General features: G+C 59.3%; 20 protein-coding genes. 6 read left to right on the top strand and 14 right to left on the bottom strand.

The window, feature by feature from the left end; translation table 11 throughout:
- Positions 1-301: 301 nt before the first annotated feature.
- Entirely contained in the window at positions 302-2,506 is a 2,205-nt protein-coding gene (locus ACIOVD_RS17740) for an alpha-xenorhabdolysin family binary toxin subunit A (protein WP_401129334.1), read from the top strand.
- 52 nt (positions 2,507-2,558) lie between these two features.
- Positions 2,559-3,431: a hypothetical protein gene (locus ACIOVD_RS17735; RefSeq protein WP_401129332.1), complete on the top strand. Its 873-nt coding sequence runs from the start codon at positions 2,559-2,561 to the stop codon at positions 3,429-3,431.
- A gap of 43 nt (positions 3,432-3,474) precedes the next feature.
- Here ACIOVD_RS17735 and ACIOVD_RS17730 read toward each other — a convergent pair whose 3' ends face one another.
- The 5 genes from ACIOVD_RS17730 to ACIOVD_RS17710 form a co-directional block, all read right to left on the bottom strand.
- Positions 3,475-4,638 carry a type III PLP-dependent enzyme gene (locus ACIOVD_RS17730; protein ID WP_095169439.1) on the bottom strand — a complete coding sequence of 388 codons (1,164 nt, stop codon included), beginning with the start codon at positions 4,636-4,638 and terminating at the stop codon, positions 3,475-3,477.
- 452 nt (positions 4,639-5,090) lie between these two features.
- Positions 5,091-6,248 carry a betaine/proline/choline family ABC transporter ATP-binding protein gene (locus ACIOVD_RS17725; RefSeq protein WP_095169438.1) on the bottom strand — a complete coding sequence of 386 codons (1,158 nt, stop codon included), beginning with the start codon at positions 6,246-6,248 and terminating at the stop codon, positions 5,091-5,093.
- On the bottom strand, positions 6,245-6,898 hold the full coding sequence (locus ACIOVD_RS17720; RefSeq protein ID WP_095169437.1) for an ABC transporter permease: 654 nt from the start codon (positions 6,896-6,898) through the stop codon (positions 6,245-6,247). The genes ACIOVD_RS17725 and ACIOVD_RS17720 overlap by 4 nt, the downstream gene beginning before the upstream one ends.
- 15 nt (positions 6,899-6,913) lie before the next feature.
- Positions 6,914-7,816 carry a glycine betaine ABC transporter substrate-binding protein gene (locus ACIOVD_RS17715; RefSeq protein WP_320333642.1) on the bottom strand — a complete coding sequence of 301 codons (903 nt, stop codon included), beginning with the start codon at positions 7,814-7,816 and terminating at the stop codon, positions 6,914-6,916.
- A gap of 23 nt (positions 7,817-7,839) precedes the next feature.
- On the bottom strand, positions 7,840-8,556 hold the full coding sequence (locus ACIOVD_RS17710) for an ABC transporter permease (protein WP_095169435.1): 717 nt from the start codon (positions 8,554-8,556) through the stop codon (positions 7,840-7,842).
- A 327-nt stretch (positions 8,557-8,883) separates the two neighbouring features.
- Here ACIOVD_RS17710 and ACIOVD_RS17705 point away from each other — a divergent pair, with 327 nt between their 5' ends.
- Positions 8,884-10,467, top strand: a complete 1,584-nt coding sequence (locus tag ACIOVD_RS17705) for a peptide chain release factor 3 (protein WP_095169434.1) — start codon at positions 8,884-8,886, stop codon at positions 10,465-10,467.
- Between the two features lie 239 nt (positions 10,468-10,706).
- The gene (locus tag ACIOVD_RS17700) at positions 10,707-10,964 is read left to right on the top strand and encodes a hypothetical protein (RefSeq protein ID WP_401129329.1); all 258 of its coding nucleotides are present in this window, start codon (positions 10,707-10,709) and stop codon (positions 10,962-10,964) included.
- 550 nt (positions 10,965-11,514) lie between these two features.
- On the opposite strand, the gene ACIOVD_RS17695 is transcribed toward ACIOVD_RS17700, so the two are convergent.
- The 9 genes from ACIOVD_RS17695 to ACIOVD_RS17655 form a co-directional block, all read right to left on the bottom strand.
- Positions 11,515-12,495, bottom strand: coding sequence for a peptide ABC transporter ATP-binding protein (locus tag ACIOVD_RS17695; protein ID WP_401129327.1), 981 nt, complete (start codon positions 12,493-12,495; stop codon positions 11,515-11,517).
- Positions 12,495-13,463, bottom strand: coding sequence for an ABC transporter ATP-binding protein (locus ACIOVD_RS17690; RefSeq protein WP_159993740.1), 969 nt, complete (start codon positions 13,461-13,463; stop codon positions 12,495-12,497). The genes ACIOVD_RS17695 and ACIOVD_RS17690 overlap by 1 nt, the downstream gene beginning before the upstream one ends.
- A 10-nt stretch (positions 13,464-13,473) precedes the next feature.
- Positions 13,474-14,385 carry an ABC transporter permease subunit gene (locus tag ACIOVD_RS17685; protein WP_159993742.1) on the bottom strand — a complete coding sequence of 304 codons (912 nt, stop codon included), beginning with the start codon at positions 14,383-14,385 and terminating at the stop codon, positions 13,474-13,476.
- 11 nt (positions 14,386-14,396) lie between these two features.
- Positions 14,397-15,407, bottom strand: coding sequence for an ABC transporter permease subunit (locus ACIOVD_RS17680; RefSeq protein ID WP_159993744.1), 1,011 nt, complete (start codon positions 15,405-15,407; stop codon positions 14,397-14,399).
- A 71-nt stretch (positions 15,408-15,478) separates the two neighbouring features.
- On the bottom strand, positions 15,479-17,074 hold the full coding sequence (locus ACIOVD_RS17675) for an ABC transporter substrate-binding protein (protein WP_401129324.1): 1,596 nt from the start codon (positions 17,072-17,074) through the stop codon (positions 15,479-15,481).
- Between the two features lie 76 nt (positions 17,075-17,150).
- The gene (locus ACIOVD_RS17670; protein ID WP_401129322.1) at positions 17,151-18,566 is read right to left on the bottom strand and encodes an OprD family porin; all 1,416 of its coding nucleotides are present in this window, start codon (positions 18,564-18,566) and stop codon (positions 17,151-17,153) included.
- Between the two features lie 170 nt (positions 18,567-18,736).
- Entirely contained in the window at positions 18,737-20,338 is a 1,602-nt protein-coding gene (locus tag ACIOVD_RS17665; RefSeq protein WP_401129320.1) for an ABC transporter substrate-binding protein, read from the bottom strand.
- A 293-nt stretch (positions 20,339-20,631) separates the two neighbouring features.
- Positions 20,632-22,257, bottom strand: a complete 1,626-nt coding sequence (locus ACIOVD_RS17660) for an ABC transporter substrate-binding protein (protein ID WP_095169317.1) — start codon at positions 22,255-22,257, stop codon at positions 20,632-20,634.
- A 412-nt stretch (positions 22,258-22,669) separates the two neighbouring features.
- Positions 22,670-23,386, bottom strand: a complete 717-nt coding sequence (locus ACIOVD_RS17655) for an SIMPL domain-containing protein (protein ID WP_401129318.1) — start codon at positions 23,384-23,386, stop codon at positions 22,670-22,672.
- Between the two features lie 227 nt (positions 23,387-23,613).
- Here ACIOVD_RS17655 and ACIOVD_RS17650 point away from each other — a divergent pair, with 227 nt between their 5' ends.
- On the top strand, positions 23,614-24,876 hold the full coding sequence (locus ACIOVD_RS17650; RefSeq protein ID WP_095169319.1) for an ATP-binding protein: 1,263 nt from the start codon (positions 23,614-23,616) through the stop codon (positions 24,874-24,876).
- Entirely contained in the window at positions 24,869-25,429 is a 561-nt protein-coding gene (locus ACIOVD_RS17645; protein WP_095169320.1) for a response regulator transcription factor, read from the top strand. The genes ACIOVD_RS17650 and ACIOVD_RS17645 overlap by 8 nt, the downstream gene beginning before the upstream one ends.
- The last annotated feature ends 12 nt before the right edge of the window (positions 25,430-25,441 follow it).

Here is a 25,441-nt window from a genome sequence, read left to right as displayed (position 1 = left end):
AGTTTAGCGCCTGAACTCTGGGGATAAGATTTTTATTGTATAAGACGGCGCCACCAAACTAAGTTTGAGGGTGGCGTTTCTGTGCGCGAACAACAAGTGTTGCTTAGGGTGTTGTGTTTTGTGTGCTGAACTAACAGTTGTTGAGTTTATTTTTAACATTTGCTCTGTGGAAGTTTGCTTGGTTGGGTACTAATGTTGGTGGGCACCCCGGGTAAATCTTTATTGGATTTATGACAGATTAGTGGTGCCAACAATAGGATATTTGATTCTGCCCGTAGGGGCACTGAAATGGAGTTCAGTGATGGATGATAAAATACTTGATGCGGCAGTCTTGGCGCCAAAGCTATTTGTGGATGCTTCAGTTGGTGATGGCGAAGAATACAATCGAGAGCCGGGCTTTCAGCTGACTAAAGAGCAAATAGTCAGTTTGCGAAAGTATGAAGTCCTTGGCTTGTCGCTTCCCGTGGAAATTGACGATGTCATTGTGTATCTGGACTATGGCCAAGGGGATACTGGCAGTCGGGGGCTGACCGCCGGTGACTTCCAGGTGACGTTCAGGAAAACCTATGATCATGCCAGGAGTTGGTCGCCACTGCGGGAAAAAATAATGATGACGGGCACTGATCTGAAGATCTTTGCTGGCAGCATTCTGCGGATTGGCAATGGAATCGTCGAGATCTACGAGGAGCAAAAAATATCGAGCTACCTGGAAGAGCACGGTATCGATACCCCGGAGAAGTATCTCCAGCAGAAATTCCTGAATCCAGGGCTTCCTACCCTCGATTTGTCTGCGGGCGATCTACATGAGTTAAGAAGCTATCTTGATGAAATGCTAAGCAAAGTACAGAGTGCCCATGCCAAGGCGACGTCGGTGAGGTATGAAATCGACAAGTTTGGATCCGTGATGCGCGAAGAGGTGTTGCCGCATATCAAACTGCGATTGAAAGCCGTGTCGGAGAATACTTATCAAAGCGATATCAAGGAACTTCAACAGAAAATTGATGAGCGCTCGGAGGAGATTGAGCAGGTCAGCAAGCAGTACGACACGATGGTCAAGGACGCAATCATGGCGGCGGCGAGTCTCAATATCGCGGGGCTGGTTCTCGGTATTTACACTGGCGTCAAAGCCGAAGAAATTCGCAAGCAACGAAATGCCCTGAAAGAAGCTCAGCAGTACGACAATCTGCAAATGCTCAGTAAAAACAAGACGCTGAGTTCATTGAACCGAATACGCACTGATCTTCAGGAACTCAGGGACGTGACCATTGAGGCTGAAGTTGCGACGCAAAATCTTATGTTGGTGTGGAATTCGCTGGCGCTCTATATCGAGGCTTCGAAAGAGGATGCAGATCTACTCGATAATGCGTTGTCGCTGAGGCAATTTAAAAATCAAGTGCTGAGTATCGTCGAGCCTTGGAGTCAAATAAAAAACAGTGCGGATCAACTGCTTGGTGTATTTGCAGAGGCGGATAAAGAGTATGAGTCCGGCCAGTTGCTGGGTATAGAGGGTATGAGAATGTTCAGGTCGTTTGCTGAGTCGGATATTTCAATATTCAATGTTGTTAAGTTGCGTGCCGCTAACGCTCAAATCCAGGATGCCAATATTACCGCGCAGATGCTGTTCGAACGCTGGAGTTATCAACAGGGCAGCGTTGAAAAAATCCAAGGGCTGACACTCGCTGCAAGCCAGGCTACGGCCAACTTGCGGGTGATCAGTGATACGACGATTATTCATCTGCAACAATCACAAAAGAAGTTGGGGGGGTTGCAGGAGGAAGTTGAATCGCCCGCCGATGCCGACGAAGTTCGTACAGATATGCAAAAGGAGTTGAAGAAATTATCTGACCAGCTCACTGGGCAATTCGACAAACTGAAGAGCCTCAATAAAAAGCTGCTGGGGCCCTACAGTCGGGATGATTCGGCGCAGTTGGCGAAGGAGGTGCACGTTGAGCGCAAGTATGCCGAAGAACGTCAGGCTGTCCTGGAAAAGCAGCGGGATGAGTTGGAGCCAAAGATTAAGTCGGTGTCTGATGGTATTGACTTGATCGCCAAGGCAGGCATCGAAAAACTTGGCGAGCAAATGGAGTTGTCGAAGGATAAGGTGATGGAGCTGGGAATGACTCCCCCGCAAGTTAAAGTTGTCATGTTTGCCATCGATACGTTGAAAAACTTAATCGAGAATATCGGGACGACCGTCTCCTATCTGAATATGGTTGCGGAGCTGAACAGGCTCAAAGCGAGATTGGCCGAGCTGAAGGATCAAGCGAGAAAATGTAGCAGTGATGTTGAGCGTGCTGATGGACAAATCGAGTTGTTGCAAGCACTGGATAAAGTCGATGAGGAACGCTCGGGCTATGTGGCTGAATTCTCCGCTTTGCTCGTTTACTTTGAGAGCCTGTCCCGCAAGTTTACCGAGAATGAGGCGGAACCTGTCGAGGCTCGGGTCGAGTTTGCGATTGCCGAGATTAAACAGGACATCAACTATTTGAAGTCACTGACGCTGTAAATACACAGCCGGAGGGTGGGTCAGACATCCTCCGCTTCAAGGGGGTATGCATATGGCTGTCTACACGTTTGTCAGTGGTCAGCGTCGCACACTGGATCGTTATACCTTTTTCCTCTCTACGGTCGTTTCGACACATGACAAAGTCAATCTGCTCTTTGTTCGGCGAGCAAAAAGCGGTCATCAGCGGACAGGTTTACCCTACGACTCGCGTCTGAATCATGTCACTTGGGATGAGCGAAATCTGCAAGGGCTGTGGAAGCGCGTTGCAGACCTGAGGGATTGCGCCGCTGCTTATATAGGGGCACTGGTGACATTCAGGGAAGAGGTTTTAGCGTTCACTGCTCGGACGTCTCGACGCGAGCCGATCGACGGGGTGGTTCTTGGCAACTTCAGCCTGGTTCGCTCGCCGATCTGGAACGCCTCTGTTCCTCGGACCATCCAGGGCTTGGTTTACGGTTTGGGTAACCTGTTTTTTGCGGGTAAGGGGGACATGATTCCAGTCGAGAAGATCGTTCAAGACGTATGCGAGCATTCCTTTGGGCTGAAATCGATATTCACCAGGGCAATGGGTTATCGCACCTGTGAATGTCATGCACAACCGAGCGTGGCCCCAGAGCTGTTCAGGGAAGATGACACGACCCCTCTCTGGGATATCGAGTATTCCAGCGCTGATCCTCTGATCAAGGCAAGGGAGTATGAGGCCGACGTAATGGCTCTCTTCAGGCGGATGGAGTTATTGGGTGTCTGGATGGGAGGTTTTTTTGAGGAGCTCAGCCTGCGTTTTGACAGTGCACGAGTCGAGCTCACGCAAAAAGATGACATGACGACCGTGGGAAGACTGAATGTGAAGCTGGCTGCTGCTCAGGAGAATGCTGAAGAACTCCTGAGCATGTTGAATCACATTGAATTGTGGTTGAGGAAATAAAAAAAGGTCCATTGACATGGACCTTTTTCATTACTGCAGATACTTACACGTAGAACGACTTCAACGGTGGGAAGCCATTGAACTCGACGGCGCTGTAGCTGGTGGTGTAGGCGCCGGTGGACAACCAGTACAGGCGGTCACCGATGGCCAGGTTCAGCGGCAGGCCGTACTTGTAGTTTTCGTACATGATGTCGGCGCTGTCGCAGGTTGGGCCAGCGATCACCACTTCTTCCATCTCACCTTTCTTCTCGGTCCAGATCGGGAACTTGATGGCTTCGTCCATGGTTTCGATCAGACCGGAGAACTTGCCCACGTCCGTGTACACCCAGCGCTCTACTGCGGTACGGGATTTACGCGCGACCAGTACAACTTCACTGACCAGGATGCCGGCGTTGGCGATCAACGAACGGCCCGGCTCCAGGATGATTTCCGGCAAGTCATCACCGAAGTCTTCCTTGAGGAAGCGGATGATTTCCTCGGCATAGGTTTCCAGGCTGTTGGTGCGGGTGATGTAGTTGGCCGGGAAGCCACCGCCCATATTGATCAGCTTGAGCTCGATACCGTCCTCTTCCTTCAGGCGCTCGAAGATCACTTTGACCTTGGCGATCGCAGCGTCCCAGACGCTGATGTCGCGTTGCTGCGAACCGACGTGGAACGAAATACCGTACGGCACCAGGCCCAGGTCACGAGCCAGGATCAGCAGGTCCATGGCCATGTCGGTCTGGCAGCCGAACTTGCGCGACAAAGGCCAGTCAGCCGTGGTCGAGCCTTCGGTGAGAATCCGCACATAGACTTTTGAACCCGGTGCAGCCTTGGCGATGTTGCGCAGGTCGGCTTCGGAGTCGGTGGAGAACAGGCGCACGCCCTTCTCGTAGAAGTAGCGGATGTCCTTGGATTTCTTGATGGTGTTGCCGTAGCTGATGCGGTCGGCGCTGACGCCACGGTCCATCACCTTGTCCAGCTCGTAGATCGACGCGATGTCAAAGCTCGAACCTTTGGACTTGAGCAGGTCGATGATCTCGACGGCCGGGTTGGCCTTGACCGCGTAATAGACTTTGGCGAATTCGAAACCGGCGCGCAGGTCATCGTAGGCCTGGCTGATCATCGCGGTGTCGATCACCACGAACGGGGTTTCTTGTTTGTCGGCGAACGCCTTCATTTTGTCAAAAGTGGCGCGCGCGAAATAGTCTTCGACGTTGATCGACATGCTGGGAACTCCTACTGGCAAACTGAAATTAACAATGGGTGCAAATGAACGTCCTCCGTATCCCCACTTTGGTTCGCCTACTTCCCAAGGCATGTCGCCGAAAGCAAAAAGGCCATGGGATCACCTGCGTCCCTTGGCCTTGCTGTCTCGTCGTCAGTACTTGAGCCGGATGGATCGTTTCCAGCATGGACGTTCGGCGCGAACTTTAGGGCGTGAGGGGCTTGAGATCAACAAAAAATGTCGCGTTTTTGCACGCTTCCGTCGTGCGGTCCCGGACAGCTACTGATGTAACCGACCTGCATGACAGTGTGATGTTCCTCCAAGAGGGAGATTTGAATACTTGTAGGAGCGAGCTTGCTCGCGATGGACGTCAACGATAACGCGTGGAGCCTGGTACCCTGTGGTGCCATCGAGTGCATCGCGAGCAAGCTCGCTCCTACAGTTATTTTTTGTCAGGCCAACGCAGTCTCGGCCGGCGACACAATGCTGGTCTTGCCGCCACGGGACTTGCCGGAGCTCAGGTACTCGGCAATCGATTCCTGGGTCACTTCGCCGAGGAACACCCGTTCCGCATCCAGCACCGGCAGCCACGAGCGGTTGAACTCGTACATGCGCGACAGCAGGATGCGCAGGTGCTCATCGTAGGCTGCTGTGGCGTTGAACTCGCGCAGATACTGGCCACATGAGCCGCCCTGGCGGTGCAGGTCGCGGCGACGTACGTAGCCCAGGGCCTTGTTTTCGGCACAGGTGACGACCACATAGCGGCGGTCGTGTTCGTCCATCAACTCCAGCGCATCGGCCACCGGGGTCTCCGGGCTCACGGACGGGGCGTTGTCCGCGGCGTCTTCGGCCTTGACCAGCAGCAGGCGCTTGAGGGTGCTGTCCTGGCCCACGAAGTTGCTGACAAAGTCGTCCGCCGGGTGGGCGAGCAAGGTGTCCGGGTGGTCGATCTGCAACAGCTTGCCGGCGCGGAAGATGGCGATCTTGTCCCCCAGCTTGATCGCTTCGTCGATGTCATGGCTGACCATGATCACCGTCTTGTTCAGCGCCCGCTGCATCTCGAAGAATTCGTTCTGGATCATCTCGCGGTTGATCGGGTCGACTGCGCCGAAGGGTTCGTCCATCAGCAGCAACGGGGCATCGGCGGCCAGCGCGCGGATCACGCCGATGCGCTGCTGCTGGCCACCGGACAGTTCACGCGGATAGCGGTGCAGGTACTGCTTGGGTTCGAGCTTGATCATGCTCATCAACTCGCGGGCGCGGTCGTGGCACTTCTGTTTGTCCCAGCCGAGCAGGCGCGGGACCACGGTGATGTTCTCCTCGATGGTCATGTTGGGGAACAGACCGATCTGCTGGATCACATAGCCGATGTTGCGGCGCAGGGTCACTGCGTCGAGGTCGGTGGTGTCTTCGCCGTTGATCAGGATCTTGCCCGAGGTCGGTTTGATCAGGCGGTTGATCATCTTCAGCGTGGTGCTTTTGCCGCAGCCCGATGGCCCGAGGAACACGCAGATTTCGCCTTCATTGACGGTCAGGCTTACCGAGTCCACGGCTTTGACGTCTTTGCCGTTGCTGCGGAAGGTTTTGCTGAGGTTTTGAAGTTCGATCATTTCAGGAGTCCTTTTGGAGTCAGCGAGCGTTGCAGCCATTGCAAGAGCAGGTCGGCGAAGATGGCCAGCACACTGACCAGGACCGCGCCGACAATCAGCATCGACATGTCGCTGCGGCTGATGGAGGCGAGAATGAGTACGCCCAGGCCGCCGGCGCCGATGGTCGCGGCGATGGTCATCACCCCGATGTTCATCACCACGGCGGTGCGCACACCGGCGAGAATCACCGGCACCGCGATCGGCAGTTCGACCATGCGCAGGCGCTGGCCGAATGTCATGCCGATGCCCCGGGCTGCTTCGCGAATACCCGGTTCGACGCCGGTCAGCGCCAGGTAGGTGTTACGCATGATCGGCAGCAGGGAGTACAGGAACACCGCGGTAATCGCCGGCATCGGTCCCAGGCCCTGGCCGAACTTCGAATAGAACGGCAGCAGCAGGCCGAACAGGGCAATCGAGGGCACGGTCAGCAGCACGGTGGCGCTGGCCTGTAGCGGGCCGGCCAGTGCCGGAAAGCGAGTCATCACAATGCCCAGAGGCACGCCGACGACAATCGCCAGGGTCACGGCAATCCCGACCAGGGTGATGTGTTGCCAGGTCAGGTGCAGGACAAGTGGCCAGTCCAGGTGGGAAAAGGCGTTCAGGAAATCCATGGCTTTTCCTCCGGTTCAGTTGTTCGAAAGCTGTGGGTGCTGGCGCAGGAAGTCTGCGGCCACGGCCGACGGGCTTTCATGATTGACGTCGACCCGGGCATTGAGCTGGCGCATGGTCTCGTCATCGAACAGATCGGCCAGCGGCTTGAGTTGGCCAGCCAGTTGCGGATGGGCGTCGAGGTACACCTGGCGCACCACGGGGGCGGCGGTGTAGTCGGGGAAGTAATGCTTGTCGTCTTTGAGCAACTTGAGTTTGAACGCACTCAGGCGCCCGTCGGTGGTGTACACCAGGCCGGCAAACACCTGGCCATTGCGCAGTGCGGTGTAGACCAGGCCCGCGTCCATCTGGCGGATGTTGCGCCGGGTCAGGTCCATGTCATAGCGCTCGACCATGCCTGCCAGGCCGTCGGAACGGTTGGCGAACTCGGTGTCCAGGGCCACCAGCGGGTTGTCCTCGGCCTGATTGCGCAGCGCCGTGTTCAGCTCGCTGATGCTGTTGACCTCGGGGAACTGCGCAGCGATTTTCTCGGGCAGTGCCAGGGCGTAGGTGTTGCTGAATTTCGACGGCGAGAGCCAGGTCAGGCCCTTCTTCGCATCCAGTTCAGTGACCCGGGCCAGGGACTGCTGGCTGTCGAGCTTTTCCGTGACGTGGTTGTAGGACACCAGGGAGACCCCGGTGTATTCCCAGACCATGTCCAGTTGCCCGGTTTCCTGGGCGCTGCGGGCCAGGTTGCTGCCCAGGCCGCCGGTGACCTGGGCGTTGTAGCCCTTGGCGCGCAGGTATTGGGCGGTGATTTCGGCGAGCAGGGTCTGCTCGGTGAAGACCCGTGCGCCGATGCGGATCAGGGGTTTTTCGGCGGCCTGGGCAAATCCTGCGCACAGCAGGACGCAGCCCAGTAACAAGCTTGGTAATTTCATCGTGATTCCTTCGCTCAGCCGGGTTAGGACTGGGGTAACCCGCGTTCCAGCCAGAGGCGGCTGCTCAGTGTCACCAGACCGTCCAACAGCAATGCCAGCAGGGCGGTACACGCCGCGCCGAGGATCAGTTGCGGCTGGTTGTTCAGGGCAATGCCGGGGAAAATCAGGCTGCCCAGACTGTTGGCGCCGATCAGGAACGCCAGGGGCGCGGTACCGACGTTGATCGCCAGTGCTACTCGCACGCCACCGATGATGATCGGCACGGCGTTCGGCAGTTCGACCCGCCAGAGCACTTGGCGCGGGGTCATGCCGATGCCGACGGCGGCTTCCTTGAGTGAACCCTGGACGTTTTTCAGGCCCTCGTAGGTATTGCGCACGATGGGCAGGAGGGAGGCGAGGAAGAGGGCGAAGATGGCAGGGCCGCTGCCGATCCCGAGGATCCCCAGGGCGATGGCCAGTACGGCCAGGGGTGGGACGGTGTTGCCGATGTTGAAGATTTGCATGAAGCGTTCGGCGCGTCCGACCAGGGTCGGGCGGCTGAGCAGGATGCCGGCAGGGATGCCCACGACAAGGGCGGCCAGCATGGAAGCGAGGACGAGGATCAGGTGAGCTTGCAGGTAAAACAACAAATCGTCGCGGTACAGTTCGATCGTGTTGATGCCGATCCAGTGGATCAGCAGGGCCAGGAGGGCGACGACAACCGCTCCCCCTATCAGCCCTTTGCCATAGCGAATAGCCACAGGCGGACTCCTTTATTTCAGTCGGCGCACACTTCCCGTGTGGCAACGCCATGCCTGGCTGCCGGGAAGGTGTTCGCGAAAAGCAGCTCGCCAATGCCGGCAAAACGGCATGAGGTCGAGCCATGAGCACAGCCTCGTCAGGCTGACTTGCAGATATTTCAGCCCCTGACGAAAGGTCGTAACAGGGGAGTGGACGTCTCTACGCTTTAAAAGGTTCCCATCTTAGGCAGCATTTGGCCACCCTTAATGTGCTCAACGGTTCGGTTCTGGGTTCAACTTGGGCTATAATCGCCGCCCTTTTTTGAATCACCTGCCAGGCGATTTCCCATGACCAAACAGGCCGCCGAAGTCGCGAAACGCCGCACTTTCGCCATTATTTCCCACCCCGATGCGGGTAAGACCACCATCACCGAGAAGCTCTTGCTGATGGGCAAGGCGATTGCGGTTGCCGGCACGGTGAAATCTCGCAAATCCGACCGCCATGCCACCTCCGACTGGATGGAAATGGAAAAGCAGCGGGGTATTTCGATTACCACGTCGGTCATGCAGTTTCCGTATCGCGATCACATGATCAACCTGCTCGACACCCCGGGCCACGAAGACTTCTCCGAAGATACCTACCGTACCCTGACGGCAGTCGACTCGGCCTTGATGGTCCTCGACGGCGGTAAGGGTGTAGAACCACGGACCATCGCCCTGATGGACGTCTGCCGGCTGCGTGACACGCCGATCGTCAGCTTCATCAACAAACTCGACCGTGACATCCGCGACCCGATCGAACTGCTCGACGAAATCGAGGCGGTCCTGAAAATCAAGGCTGCGCCGATCACCTGGCCGATCGGTTGCTACCGCGACTTCAAAGGCGTGTATCACCTCGCCGACGACTACATCATCGTCTACACCGCGGGCCACGGCCACGAGCGGACCGAAGTCAAGATCATCGAGAAGCTCGACTCCGATGAGGCTCGCGATCACCTGGGTGACGAGTACGACCGCTTCGTCGAACAGCTCGAACTGGTGCAGGGCGCCTGCCACGAGTTCAACCAGCAGGAGTTCCTGGACGGCCAGCTGACGCCGGTGTTTTTCGGTACTGCGCTGGGCAACTTCGGTGTCGATCACGTGCTCGACGCCGTGGTCAACTGGGCGCCAAAACCGCTGGCCCGGGTTGCCAACGAGCGGACCGTGGAACCGGTGGAAGAGAAATTCACCGGCTTCGTGTTCAAGATCCAGGCGAACATGGACCCCAAGCACCGCGACCGAATTGCCTTCATGCGCATCTGCTCCGGCAAGTACGAAAAAGGCATGAAGATGCGCCACGTGCGCACCGGCAAGGACGTGCGGATCGGCGATGCGCTGACCTTCTTCTCCTCCGAGCGCGAGCAACTGGAAGAAGCGTTTGCCGGCGACATCATCGGCCTGCACAACCACGGCACCATCCAGATCGGCGACACCTTCACCGAAGGCGAAGCCCTGGGGTTCACCGGTATCCCGCACTTCGCCCCGGAACTGTTCCGCCGCGTACGCCTGAAGGACCCGCTGAAATCCAAGCAACTGCGCCAGGGCCTGCAGCAACTGGCCGAAGAGGGCGCCACCCAGGTGTTCTTCCCGGAGCGCAGCAACGACATCATCCTTGGCGCCGTGGGTGTCCTGCAGTTCGATGTGGTCGCCAGCCGCCTGAAAGAGGAATACAAGGTCGAGTGCGCCTACGAGCCGATCACCGTGTGGTCCGCGCGCTGGATCGATTGCAGCGATAAGAAGAAGCTTGAAGAGTTCAGCGTCAAGGCCGTGGAAAACCTCGCGGTCGACGGCGGTGGTCACCTGACCTACCTGGCCCCGACCCGGGTCAATCTGGCGCTGATGGAAGAGCGCTGGCCAGACGTGAAATTCCGCGCGACCCGTGAACACCACTAAGCGCTGAACCGTCACACCCAAAACCCCGTTGCGAAAGCCGCGGGGTTTTTTGTTGCTGCGCGAGCTTAGCTGGATTGGCTCTAACTGTTATTCACAACCAATCTGGAAGGATGTGGCATTTCCAGGCTTTAGTCAGCGTCCTATCTGGAGAACCCGACCGATCACAACTAGATTGCAGCCAACGCCATGGCGATTGGGTTCGTCGCCGCCAGGCTCTCCCTGAAAGGATGGAATCGGCTATGAGCATTTTTCAACGCAGTGTGCTGTTGCTTAAGGTGTTGCTGTTGCTGTCGGTGGGTATGTCTTCGGCGTGGGCTGAGTGCACTCGCCATGGTGAGCAGGTGTCGAGCGATCAGGTCGGAGACGGCGGATTGATGCTGGCCAAGTCCGAATCCGAGCCGGGGGACAAGGGCCAGGGAGGTAGCGCGGGCGACGATGACTCGACCACCGACGAGCCGGATAGCGATGATGCGGATGAGGGTGATAGCCAGACGTAGCTCGTCATTGCTCCAATCTTTTGTGGGAGCTGCTGAAGGCTGCGATTTGGGGGTATATCCGTTGCTGCGGTGATGGCGGCTTAGGGTTTCGCCCTTACGGCGAGGCACTTTTGTCAAACGCCGGAGTGCCGGCCCAGCCCAAAGTACCCAAAAAGTCTTGCCCCAGCGTTCGGCCCCTCGCTAAGGCTCGGGGTACCTTCGCTGCGGTGCCCATCAGGGGGCATCGCCTACGGTTTGCTTCGCTGCACCTCCTCTCGATGCATGCGGCTTCGCCGCACGGCGCTACGCGCCTCCCCCCTGATGGACACCTTCGCTCAGCCTGCCGAAGGGGCGGGTGGATCAAGATCAAAAGCCAGAGCACGGCGACCTGACAGTCGGCCTGAGTGGTAAAGGCGGGCGAGGCGGCCTACCGGCCGGCCTGTTTTTTCTGGTTGGGTTGAAATTACTCTGTAGGAGCGAGCTCGCGATGGCGGTGGATCAGTCGACATTGATTGTGACTGACACTGCGCCATCGCGAGTAGGCCCCCGCAGGTACCTGTGCAGTAGTTTGTCAGGCCGCCCCCTCGAGAAATTGCTCGGCGTAATGACACGCTACCTGGCGGCTGTCGAGCAAACGCAAGGCCGGCTCTTCACTGCTACAACGCTCGGTGGCGTACGGGCAGCGCTTGTGGAAGGCGCAGCCGGACGGTGGGTTCAGCGGGTTGGGCAACTCGCCGACGATCTTGATTTTCGGTTTGTCCGGGTCCGGGTGGATGGTCGGTGTGGCCGACAGCAGGGCCTGGGTGTAGGGGTGCAGCGGGCGGGTGTAGATGTCCTCTTTGGGGCCCATTTCCACCGGACGGCCGAGGTACATCACCATCACGTGGTCGGCCACATGGCGGACCACCGCCAGGTTGTGGGAGATGAACACATAGGCGGTGTTGAATTCCTGCTGCAGGTCCATGAACAGGTTCAGCACCTGGGCCTGGATCGATACGTCCAGCGCCGAGGTCGGTTCGTCCGCCACCAGCACTTTCGGTTGCAGCATCATTGCCCGGGCGAGGGCGATCCGCTGGCGCTGACCACCGGAAAACATGTGCGGATAACGCTGGTAGTGCTCGGGACGCAGGCCGACCTGCTTCATCATCGCCTGGACTTTGTCGCGCCGCTCGCTGGCCGAGAGGTTGGTGTTGATCAGCAGCGGCTCGGCCAATTGGTCACCGATTTTCTGCCGCGGGTTGAGCGACGCGTACGGGCTCTGGAACACCATCTGCACGTCTTTGCGCAACTGCTTGCGCTCGGCCTTGTTGGCCCCGGTGACTTCCTGGCCGGCGATTTTCAACGAGCCGGAAGACGGCTCTTCGATCAGCGTCAGGGCGCGGGCCAGGGTCGACTTGCCACAACCGGATTCGCCGACCACGGCCAGGGTCTTGCCGGCTTCCAGTTCGAACGATACGCCGTTGAGCGCACGCACGGTGGCGTGGCCCTTGAACAGGCCGCGGGAGACTTCGTAGTGACGGGTCAGGTCACGGGCGGTGAGAACGACGGCCATTACGCCACCTCCTGATTCAAAGGATAGAAGCAGCGAGCGAGGCTGTTGCTTTTCGGATCGAGGGCCGGGCGTTGGGCGCGGCAGTTGTCCTGCACGTAGGGGCAGCGTGGCGACAGCAGGCAACCCTGCGGGCGGTCGTAACGGCCGGGAACGATACCCGGCAGCGTGGCCAGGCGCGATTCACCCAGGCTGTGTTCCGGAATCGCCTTGAGCAGGGCTTCGCTGTACGGGTGCGCGGGAATGTCGAACAGCTGCGGCACCTGGCCGACTTCCACCGCTTGGCCGGCGTACATCACGCACACGCGCTGGGCGGTTTCGGCTACCACGGCGAGGTCGTGGGTGATCAGCACCAGGCCCATGTTCTGCTCTTTCTGCAGGGCCAGCAGCAGGTCCATGATCTGCGCCTGAATGGTCACGTCGAGGGCGGTGGTCGGTTCGTCGGCGATCAGCAGCTTGGGTTCGCCGGCAATTGCCATGGCGATCGCCACGCGTTGGCTCATGCCGCCGGAGAGCTGGTGCGGGTAGGCGTCCATGCGGCTGGCGGCACCGGGAATCTCGACTTTTTCCAGCAGTTCGATGGCACGCTTGCGCGCCGCGCGGCCGGACATTTTCAGGTGCAGGCGCAGCACTTCTTCAATCTGGAAACCGACGGTGTAGCTCGGGTTCAGCGCGGTCATCGGGTCCTGGAAGACCATGGCCAGGTCTTTGCCGACGATCTGCCGCCGCTGCCGGTTGCTCAGCTTGAGCATGTTCTTGCCGTCGAAGTTCAGGGCGTCGGCGGTGACGATACCGGGGTGCTCGATCAGGCCCATCAGCGCCATCATGGTCACCGATTTACCCGACCCCGACTCGCCAACGATGGCCAGGACTTCGCCCTTGTCCACGCTAATGTCGAGGCCGTCGACCACCGGAACGGCGGTCTTGTCGCCGAAACGCACGTTGAGATTGTTGATTTCTAACAGTGACATGGGAATCTCCTCAGGCGGCGTTCTTGAGTTTCGGGTCCAGCGCATCGCGCAGGCCGTCGCCCATCAAGTTGATTGCCAGCACGCTGAGCAAAATGGTCAAGCCAGGCAGGCTTACCACCCACCAGGCGCGTTCGATGTAGTCGCGGGCCGAGGCCAGCATGGTGCCCCACTCAGGGGTTGGCGGTTGCACGCCGAGGCCGAGGAAGCCCAGGGCGGCGGCATCGAGAATCGCCGAGGAAAAACTCAGGGTTGCCTGGACGATCAGCGGAGCCATGCAGTTGGGCAGCACGGTGATGAACATCAGGCGGGGCAGGCCGGCACCGGCCAGGCGTGCGGCCGTCACGTAGTCACGGTTCAGCTCGCCCATCACCGCGGCGCGGGTCAGGCGCACGTAGGACGGCAGGGACACGATGGCGATGGCGATCACGGTGTTGATCAGGCCAGGGCCGAGGATGGCGACAATCGCCACGGCCAGCAGCAAGGAGGGCAGGGCCAGCATGATGTCCATCAGGCGCATGATGGTCGGGCCTAGAAGCCGCGGGAAGAAGCCGGCGAACAGGCCCAGCAGGATCCCCGGGATCAACGACATCACCACCGACGACAAGCCGATCATCAGCGACAGGCGCGAACCCTGGATCAAGCGCGACAGCAGGTCGCGCCCCAGTTCATCGGTGCCGAGCAGGAACTGCAGTTGCCCGCCTTCGAGCCAGGCCGGCGGGGTCAGCAGGAAGTCGCGGTACTGCTCGCTGGGGTTATGCGGGGCAACCCAGGGCGCGAAGATCGCGCAGAAGATCACCAGCAACATGAACATCAGGCCGGCAACGGCGCCTTTGTTTTTGGAGAACGCTTGCCAGAATTCTTTGTACGGGGACGGATACAGCAGGCTTTGATCGACTGCTACCGAGGGTGTTGGAGTACTCATGGGTAATGATCTCAGCGCTGATGACGGATGCGTGGGTTGGCAAAGCCGTAGAGGATGTCCACCACGAAGTTGACCAGGATCACCAGGCAGGCGATCAGCAGGATGCCGTTTTGTACGACGGGGTAGTCCCGGGCGCCGATGGCTTCGATCAGCCATTTGCCGATGCCGGGCCAGGAGAAGATGGTCTCGGTCAGGACCGCACCGGCCAGCAGCGTGCCGACCTGCAGGCCGACCACGGTCAGTACCGGGATCAGCGCGTTGCGCAGGCCGTGCACGAACACCACGCGCGACGGCGACAGGCCTTTGGCCCGTGCGGTGCGGATGTAGTCTTCGCGCAGCACTTCGAGCATCGAGGAGCGGGTCATCCGCGCAATCACCGCCAGCGGAATGGTGCCGAGCACGATGGCCGGCAGGATCAGGTGGTGCAGGGCGTCGAGGAATGCGCCCGTGTCATCGGCCAGCAGGGTGTCGATCAGCATGAAACCGGTGACCGGCTCGATGTCGTAGAGCAGGTCGATCCGCCCGGAAACCGGGGTCCAGCCCAGGGACACCGAGAAGAACATGATCAGGATCAGGCCCCACCAGAAGATCGGCATCGAATACCCGGCCAGGGAGATGCCCATCACCCCATGGTCGAACAGCGATCCGCGCTTGAGGGCCGCGATCACCCCGGCCAGCAAACCGAGGATCCCGGCGAACAGCAGGGCAGCCATGGACAGTTCGAGGGTCGCGGGGAACAGCGAAGTGAACTCGCTCCAGACACTTTCACGGGTGCGCAGCGATTCACCGAGGTCGCCCTGGGCCAGTTTGCCGATGTAGTCCAGGTACTGGGCATACAGCGGCTTGTTCAGGCCAAGGCGTTCCATTGCCTGAGCGTGCATTTCGGGGTCGACCCGGCGTTCGCCCATCATGACTTCCACAGGGTCGCCAGGAATCATGCGAATCAACGCGAAAGTCAGCAGGGTGATGCCGAAAAAGGTGGGGATCAACAACCCCAGTCGGCGGGCAATAAAACTAAACATCTTCTGGTGTACCTCATCAGCCGGTTAGGCGTACCGGTCAGCCCAGGATCGGGCTGTGGCCGGCGTTTTTTCTACTTCACCTGGGTGGTGGCGAAGTTATTGGTGGTCAGCGGGTTCATGTAGTAACCGTCGACGTTCTTGCGCAGGGCGGTAAACATCTTGGGATGAGCCTGATCGACCCACACCACTTCGTCGTGCAGGATAACCAGGGCTTTTTCATAGAGAGCGGCGCGTTCGGCAGTATCGATCGTGGCCCGAGCCTGGGTGATCAGCGCCTGGAATTGCGGGTTGCACCAGCGGCTGTAGTTTTCGCCGTTTTTGGCGGCTTCGCAACTCAGCAGCGGACCGAGGAAGTTATCCGGGTCACCGTTGTCGCCGCTCCAGCCGGCAGACACCATGTCGTGTTCGCCTTTCTTCGCACGCTTGAGCATCTCCGCCCACTCCATGACACGGATGTCGATGGTGATACCGACCTTGGCCAGGTCTGCCTGGATCAACTGGGCGCCCAGTTGCGGGTTCGGGTTGGTCGGGCCACCGGCGTTGCGGGTGTACAGGGTGAACACTGTGCCTGGCGGAACACCGGCTTCCTTGAGCAGCGCACGCGCCTGGTCGAGGTCCAGGGGCGGGTTCTTCAGCGTGGTGTTATAGCCCAGCAGCGCGGGTGGGTAGGGGTTGACCGCGGCAATCGCGTTGCCCTTGCCGTACAGGGTGTCGACATAGGTCTGTTTGTCCAGGGCCAACTCGATGGCACGGCGCACCCGCACATCGCTCAGGTATTTGTGACTGGTGTTGATCGCGGTATAGCCGGTGGACATCGCCGCGATGGTGGCGATTTTCAGGGCCGGGTCGGCCTGGATGCTCGGGACATCGTCGGGTTTAGGGTAGAGCGCTACCTGGCACTCATTGGCCTTGAGTTTTTGCAGGCGGGTGTTGTTGTCCGGGGTGATGGCAAAAATCAACGGATCAGCCGGCGGCTTGCCACGGAAGTACTGCGGGTTGGCCTTGTAGCGGACCTGGGCATCCTTGGCGTAGCGCTGGAAGATGAACGGACCGGTGCCGATCGGCTTGCTGTTGAGGTCGGCCATTTTGTCGGCCTTTTGCAATAACGCCGCGTACTCGGCCGAGTGAATAGAGGTGAACGCCATGCCCAGGTCCAGCAGGAACGGAGCTTCAGGGCGGTTCAGGGTGAACCTGACAGTCATCTCGTCGACTCTTTCGACAGCCTTGAGCAGGTTCTGGAAATCCATGCTTTCAAAGTATGGAAAGCCGACGGCAGATTGCTTGTGCCAAGGGTGGTTGGGGTCCAGTTGACGCTGGAAGCTCCAGACCACGTCGTCGGCATTGAGTGTGCGCGTCGGTTTGAAATAGTCGGTCGTGTGGAACGCGACGCCGGGGCGCAGGTGGAAAGTATATTGCAGGCCGTCCGGGCTGATCTCCCAGCTTTCGGCCAGGGCCGGCTGGATCTGCGCGGTACCGGGCTTGAAATCCACCAGCCGATTGAACAGGGTTTCCGCCGCTGCGTCGGCCGTTACGGCGGTGGTGTAGAGCACCGGGTCGAAACCTTCCGGGCTGGCTTCGGTGCAGACCACCAAGGGTTTGGCCGAAGCACCGATGGCTGTCATCAGCACGGTGGCTGCGACCACCGCACGCAAGGGAAGCATCTTCATATAAACCCTCCGTATTCCATGAGCCAGATTAGTCGTTGGGGCCGATTCGTCGAATCGGCCCCGCGGTTGTCACGCCTTAGAGGACGTTGAACGGAATGGTGGTAACCAGGCGGAATTCGTTGATGCTGCCGTCAGCCTGGTTTTCGCTCGCCCGGTGTGCGGTGTAGGTGGCGCGAACGGTGGTGGCTTTCAGCGGACCGCTTTGAATGGCGTAAGTGCTGCCAATCCCATATTCATAGTGGTGTTCGCCGTCTTGCGACTGGATGCCGTCATAGCCGGTGCCGGTGTAGTGGGTGCCGTCGATGCCCCAACCGCGTGCCTGGTAGATGTTGAACTTGAGACCCGGTACGCCGTACTCGGCCATGTTCAGGCCATAGGAAACCTGGAAGGATTTCTCGTTCGGGCCGTTGAAGTCCGACAGCAGGGAGTTGGCCAGGTAGATGCCGTTGGTTTCGTGCAGGTAGTCGAAGTACTCGTTACCGTTCACTTCCTGGTAGGAGAAGGTCAGGGTGTGAGCCTGGTGGGTCAGGCCGAACGACAGGGAGTAGGTGTCGTTGTCGATGTCGCCCAGCTTGGCTTTGCCTTCTTCCTGGGTCTTGTAGTAGTTCAGGCCGGTAGTCAGGCTCAGCACCGAACTGTCGCCCAGTACGTGGGTGGCGCCGAAGTAGTACTGGTTCCAGATGTCTTCGGCCTGGGTGGCCCAGAGGCTGGTGGTCAGGCTGGCGAACGGCGAGTAGCTGATGCCTGCGGTGTTGACGTGATCGGCTTCGGCATCGATGGCGCCGTACTCGGAGCGGAATTTGCTCAGGCTTTCTTCGGTACGCGGCGAGTTGCGATCGAAGGTGGCCACGTCGAAGGCCAGGTTGCTCAGCTCTTCACTGTGCAAGGCCACGCCCTGGAAGCTCGAAGGCAGGGCACGGTTGCTGATGACGTCGACTTGCGGGCTGCTGAAGTTCATGCGCCCGGCAGTCAGAGTGGTGTTGGAGATGCGGGCCTTGACGTTGGCCAGGCCCAGTTTGCTCCATTGCCCCTGGGCGTCGCCGCCTTCTTTGGTCAGGGTCCGGTTGTTGCCGGCGCCAGGACGAGTGCCGGGAGCGCCGCCGTTGTTGGAGGCCAGGTTTTCCCGATCACGTTCCAGCGCGACTGCGTTGTAGGCCGCCAGCTCGGTGCTGAAACCGACGGTGCCCTGGGTGAAGCCGGAGTTGTACTTGAGGATGGTGCCCTGGACCCAGTTGATCCGGCGATCGGTGGGGGTCGATACACCATTTTTCTTGTAGGCGAACTTGCCGCCACGCTTGAGTTGTTCGTTGGAGTACCAGTTACGGGTACTGCCGCTAATCGTCTGGCCTTCGATGAATCCGGTGGCCTCGGATTGAGCATTGCTGGTATTGACCGTCACCGGGTTGAACGCCTGGCTCTGGGGTTCGGCATACGCGGTTGCGGTGATGCTGCTGATGGCCAGGGCCAACAGGGCGGAGTTGCTCAGTTTCATCAGTGAAGCTCCTTTTTTTCTCTTGTTATTGCCGGTCTCCTGTACTGAGCCGGCTATTGAGGGTGGAACTCATACAAGGCATCGCAAACGTTTGCATGGGGCGAAATCGCCGAATTCAGGCAACAGTCTGCTGTGAGGGCGAAAATCGCCCCCAAGGTTCTGCTAATCAGTTATTGCTCGATACCGACACCCGAGAACACGTTACGACCGAAGGGGCTGACCTTGAATCCTTCGACTTTGGCGCTCAATGGCTGGTTGACCGTGGAGTGGGCGACAGGAGTGATCGGCACTTGCTGCTTGAGCAACTGCTGGGCCTGTTTGTAGAGCACCGTGCGCTGTTCGCGGTCGGTAACGATCTTGGCCTGTTTGATCAGCTTGTCGTATTGCGGGTCGCACCACATGGAGTAGTTGTTGCCGCCAATCGCGTCGCAGCTGTACAGGGTGCCGAGCCAGTTGTCCGGGTCGCCATTGTCCCCGGTCCAGCCGATCAGGCTGACGTCGTGTTCGCCGTTCTTGGTGCGCTTGATGTACTCGCCCCATTCGTAGCTGACGATTTTCACTTTCAGGCCGATTTTCGCCCAGTCCGACTGCAGCATTTCTGCCATCAGCTTGGCGTTCGGGTTGTACGGGCGCTGCACCGGCATGGCCCACAGGGTGATTTCGGTGCCTTCCTTGACGCCGGCAGCCTTGAGCAGTGCCCTGGCTTTTTCCGGGTTATAGGCGGCATCCTTGATGCTGTCGTCGTAGGACCACTGGGTCGGTGGCATGGCGTTCACCGCCAGTTGCCCGGCGCCCTGGTACACGGCGTTGAGGATGCCTTGCTTGTTCACCGCCATGTCCAGCGCCTGGCGCACTTCGAGCTGGTCGAAGGGTTTGTGCTGGACGTTGTAGGCGATGTAGCCGAGGTTGAACCCGGGTTTTTCGATCAGTTGCAGCTTCGGGTCTTTTTTCAGCGCCTCGACATCGGCCGGGCGCGGATGCAGCGTGACCTGGCACTCGCCCGCCTTGAGTTTCTGCACCCGTACCGAGGCATCGGTGTTGATCGCAAAAATCAGTTGGTCGAGTTTGACTCGGCTCGGGTCCCAGTACTGTTTGTTGCCCGAATAGCGAATCTGCGAGTCCTTCTGGTAACGCTGGAACACGAAAGGCCCGGTGCCGACCGGCTTCTGGTTGATGTCGCTGGGTTTGCCCGAGGCCAGCAACTGGTCGGCGTACTCGGCCGAGAGAATCGAGGCGAAACTCATGGCGAGGTTCTGGATGAACGCAGCGTCGACTGAGTTCAGGGTCATGACCACGGTCAGGGGCGCGGTTTTTTCGACCTTGGCGATGTTCTTGTTCAGGCTCATCCCGTTGAAGTACGGGAACTCGGTGGGGTAGGCCTTACGGAAAGGGTGGTCGGTGTGAAGCATGCGGTTGAAGGTGAACAGCACGTCGTCGGCGTTGAAATCCCGGCTCGGGGTGAAGTACTTGGTGGTGTGGAATTTCACCCCTTCGCGCAGGTGGAAGGTGTAGGTCAGGCCGTCTGCGGAAATATCCCAGCTGGTCGCCAGGCCCGGAACGACGCTGGTGGCGCCTTTCTCGAACTCGGCCAGCCGGTTGTACAGTGGCTCGGCGGCATCGTTGTCGGTGGCGGTGGTGTATTGCGCAGTGTCGAAGCCCGCCGGGCTGCCTTCGGAGCAGAAAACCAGGCTGTTGCTGGCGGCCTGGCTGATGGAGGTGGCGGCCAACAGGCCGCTGCCCAGTAGGGCGGATAAAACCAAGGTATGGCGCATGACACTCCCTCTCTTATTGGAAATAAACCATGAGCCCTCGTCCCGTCCGGGGACGTGCGGGCACAGAACCACGGGTTTCAGCGATTGCCATTCCAGGCGCAGTACGGTCGGACCCTCGACGTTAGTGAGTCGAGTGTCGGGCGGTAAATGCGAAAGGCCTTAAATACAGGTAAGAAAAGGCGATACGTCCTAAACCCGTGGCAGTAGGCCGCAGTGATTTGGGATGTAGGTCAATTCCGCTGTCTTGGCAGATAGCGCCGCGGCGACGTCAGCGACGTCGCCGCGGCAATACCTTATTTGCTGACGCTGACGCCGTAGAAGGAGTTCAAGCCAAACGGGCTGATCTTGAAGTCCTGCACGGTGTTGCGCATGGGTTGATACACTGTCGAGTGCGCGATAGGTGTCATCGGGACTGCATCTTTGAGGAGGTGTTGCGCCTGCTTGTACAGCTCGGTGCGTTTGGCAACGTCGGTGGTGGCCTTGGCTTCCTTGATGATGGTGTCGTACGGCTTGTCGCACCATTTCGAGAAGTTGTTGCCGCTCAGGGAGTCGCAGCCAAACAGTACGTTCAGCCAGTTGTCCGGGTCACCATTGTCACCGCTCCAGCCAATGATCATGGCCTGGTTCTCGCCACCTTTGGAACGCTTGATGTACTCGCCCCATTCGTAGCTGACGATGTTGACCTTGAGGCCGATTTTCGCCCAGTCCGACTGCAGCATTTCTGCCATCAGCTTGGCGTTCGGGTTGTACGGACGCTGGACTGGCATGGCCCACAGGGTGATTTCGGTACCCGGCTTGATGTCAGCCTTTTTCAGCAGTTCCTTGGCCTTTTCAGGGTCGTACTTGGCGTCCTTGATGGTGTCGTCATAGGACCACTGGGTTGGCGGCATGGCGTTGACGGCCAGTTGGCCAGCGCCCTGGTAGACCGAGTCGATGATCTGCTGCTTGTTCACCGCCATGTCCAGCGCCTGGCGCACTTCCAGCTTGGCCAGTGGGTTGGCGTCGGTACGGCCCTTGAGGACCGGCATCACGTTGTAGGCAATGTAGCCGAGGTTGAAACCCGCCTGATGCGGCAGTTTCAGGTCCTTGTCTTCACCCAGGGCCTTGAGGTCGGCCGGACGTGGGAACAGGGTGACCTGGCATTCGTTTTTCTTCAGCTTCTGGATACGCACCGACGGGTCGGTGGTGATGGCGAAGATCAGGTTGTCGATCTTGACGTCTTCAGGCTTCCAGTAGTCCTTGTTGCCGGTGTAACGGATGTTGGAGTCTTTCTGGTAGCTCTTGAACACGAACGGGCCAGTGCCGATCGGCTTCTGGTTGATGTCGCCCGGCTTGCCTTCCTTCAACAGTTTGTCGGCGTACTCGGCAGACTGGATCGAGGCAAAGCTCATGGCCAGGTTCTGGATGAACGCGGCGTCGACCGTGCCCAAGGTGAACTTGACGGTCTTGTCGTCGATTTTTTCGATGTTCTTGATGTTGGTGTCCATCCCCATGTCCGTGAAGTACGGGAACTCGGTGGGGTAGGCTTTGCGGAACGGCATGTCTTTGTCGATCATGCGGTTGAAGGTAAACAGCACGTCGTCGGCGTTGAATTCACGGGTCGGCTTGAAGTACGGCGTGGTGTGGAACTTGACCCCTTCGCGCAGGTGGAAGGTGTAGGTCAGGCCATCCGGGGACACGTCCCAGCTGGTGGCCAGGCCTGGAACAACAGCGGTGCCGCCACGTTCGAACTGGCTCAGGCGGTTGAACATGGTCTCTGCCGAGGCGTCGAAGTCGGTTCCGGTGGTGTACTGGCCAGGATCAAAACCGGCCGGGCTCCCTTCGGAGCAAAACACCAGGTTAGTCGCCGCGGAGGCGAAGGGTGCGCTAGCAAGCAAGCTGGCGCCGACTAAAAACGGAATGACCGCGTGTTTGAGCATGGTGGCCTCATGATTGTTGTCATTTTTGGAATTAGAGGACGACCTCGTGAGTCGACCTGCGGATACTTATGCAGGGCCTATACCCAATGCAAGATCCAGAGCGGCTACAAGTCTTAAACAGTGGTACGAACGTACCTTAATGTCGCATTCCTATAAACTTTGACGCATTTGATCGTTTGCGCGGGGGTATTTCGGTGCGATAGGCGCACCAAATGTGTGCTGATAGCACAGTTGGCGCACCTTTCCGAGGCGCGATGTTACCCAGCCATACGTACAGCCTAGACGGGTTTTTCGCGATGACGAGGGGGGATTGGCGCAGGGTAGATCTGTATGACCAAGGCTTGCCTGCGAGCGGCGTTGATGCGGTCTCACGTAAACTGCATCAACGCCGCCCGACCAGCTCCCACAAGCGTTACGGCATCAATACTTCAATAGAGCCGTCGGCCGACATGCTGACCTGGCTGGTGCCGGCTTCCACTTGCGGGGTCACCGGGGCGGAATCCATTGCGGCCGCTTTCATCATCATCGGCGCGCGCAGGTAAGGCTGTGGATAACCGTTGCTGTTGAGGTTCAGGTTGACGATTTTGTAACCCTTGCCACCCAGGGCCTCGGTGGTCAGTTGGGCACGGGCCTTGAAGGCGTTGACCGCTTCCTTGAGCAGCGCATCCTCGCTGGCCTTGCGGGTCGGGGTGGCGATGGCGAAGTCCATGCCGGCCATCTTCAGGTCGCCGAGCAGTTCACCGGTGAGTTTGGACAGGGCGGCGAAGTCCGAGCTTTCCAGGCGCAGTTCGGCGCGCTCACGCCAGCCGGTGATCTTCTGGCCCTTGTCGTCGTAGATCGGGTAGCTGTTGCGGCTGCCCTGGCGCAGGGTCACGTCCTTGACCTGCCGGGCCTGGCCCAGTGCCTTGTTCATCGCGGTGCTCACCACGGCCGCCAGCTTGGCCGGGTCGGCATTCTGCTCTTCGGTGTAGAGGGTCACGATCATCAGGTCGCGGGCCACTTCCTGGCTGACTTCGGCGCGCAGGGAAATCTGGTTGTAATGCAGCTCGTCCGCGGCCAGGGCCGGGAGGCTGGCCAGGGCGCCGGCACTGAGGGCGAGAAGGGCGGCACTGCGGCGAAATGTGTTCATCAAAGCTCCTTGGGTGGTGCGCAGGGGTAAGGTTGCGAGCCTGCGTAAAACCATCAGACTCTAGCTGCTATTGTCCGGTTCAGCCGGTTACAACTTCTATACAGTTCGCGCCAGGTGGTCGCAGCGCGGTCAATTGCCCTGTGTCGCTTTGCCGCACTTTTGCCTGTCAGGCCCCCTGCTTGGTTATACTCGACGCGATTCGCCTGGAGCGCTCATCAGGAGAGCTCATGCTCGCCCCCGTACAACTACTTTCCGCGACTCGCCAAAACCTCTGGCGACTGACGTTCATCCGCACCCTGGTGCTGGCCGCCCAGGCCGGTTCGGTGGGGCTCGCCTATTGGTTCGACCTGCTGCCGCTGCCCTGGCTGGAACTGGCCGCGACCCTCGGTTGCTCGATGCTGCTGTGCGCCTTTACCGCCATCCGGCTGCGCACCTCGTGGCCGGTGACCGAACTCGAGTACGCCGTGCAACTGGCCTGCGACCTGTTTATCCACAGTGCGCTGCTGTATTTCTCGGGCGGTTCGACCAACCCGTTCGTCTCTTATTACCTGGTGCCGCTGACCATCGCTGCCGTGACCTTGCCGTGGCGCTATTCGGTGATTCTGTCGGGCATTGCGCTGACCATGTACACCTTGCTGCTGGCGCAGTTCTACCCCCTGGAAACCTTCCCGATGTACCGGGAAAAGATGCAGATCTATGGGATGTGGCTGAGTTTTGCCCTGGCGGCGGCGGTCATCACCTTCTTTGCCGCGCGCATGGCCGAAGAGCTGCGCCGCCAGGAAGAGCTGCGGGCGATCCGCCGGGAAGAGGGGCTGCGCGATCAACAGTTGCTGGCCGTGGCCACCCAGGCTGCTGGCGCCGCCCATGAATTGGGCACCCCGCTGGCGACCATGAGCGTGTTGATCAACGAGATGCTGCAAGACCATCATGACCCGCTGCTGCGCGAGGACTTGAGCGTGCTGCAGGACCAGGTGAAGCTCTGCAAGCAGACCCTGCAGCAACTAGTGCGCGCCGCCGAGAACAATCGCCGCCTGGCGGTGGACATGCAGGACGTCAGCGTCTGGCTCAACGAAGCGCTCGACCGCTGGCACCTGATGCGTCCGGAAGCCACTTACCGCCTGCAGCGGAAGGGGGAAGGCAGCGAACCGCGCCTGGCACCGCCGCCGGACCTGACCCAGGCCTTGCTCAACCTGCTGAACAATGCCGCCGACGCCTGCCCGGAAGGACTGGAAGTGACGCTGGACTGGGACGCCGTGGAGCTGACCATCAGTATTCGCGACCACGGTGCCGGTGTGCCGCTGGCCATTGCCGAGCAGATCGGCAAGCCATTTTTTACCACCAAGGGCAAAGGTTTCGGCCTGGGCCTGTTTTTGAGCAAGGCCAGCGTGACACGCGCCGGCGGCTCAGTGAAACTCTATAGTCATGAGGAAGGCGGTACGCTCACCGAGCTGCGCCTGCCCCGTGCCGCACGAGGAGACGACCATGAGTGACGAGATCCAAGTCGAAGGCGAAGACCTGCCGCATTTATTGCTGGTAGACGACGACGCTACTTTCACCCGCGTCATGGCTCGCGCCATGAGCCGCCGCGGTTTTCGCGTCAGCACCGCCGGTTCCGCCGAGGAAGGCCTGGTCATCGCTCAGCAGGACCTGCCGGACTACGCCGCACTGGACCTGAAAATGGATGGCGATTCGGGACTGGTGCTGCTGCCCAAGCTGCTGGAGCTCGACCCGGAAATGCGCGTGGTAATCCTCACCGGTTACTCGAGCATTGCCACTGCCGTCGAGGCGATCAAGCGCGGCGCCTGCAATTACCTGTGCAAACCGGCCGATGCCGATGATGTGCTGGCCGCCTTGCTGTCCGAGCACGCCGACCTCGATACCCTGGTGCCGGAAAACCCGATGTCGGTGGACCGCCTGCAGTGGGAACACATCCAGCGCGTCCTCACCGAGCACGAAGGCAACATCTCCGCCACCGCCCGCGCCCTGGGCATGCATCGGCGCACCCTGCAGCGCAAACTGCAGAAGCGTCCGGTTCGCCGCTGAACCGTCGCTGAA

Source organism: Pseudomonas sp. NPDC087626, from assembly GCF_044743405.1.
In the GTDB taxonomy this organism is placed as follows: domain Bacteria; phylum Pseudomonadota; class Gammaproteobacteria; order Pseudomonadales; family Pseudomonadaceae; genus Aquipseudomonas.
Note: the sequence above shows the minus strand (reverse complement) of the source record. Positions and strands in the feature narration are given on the sequence as shown.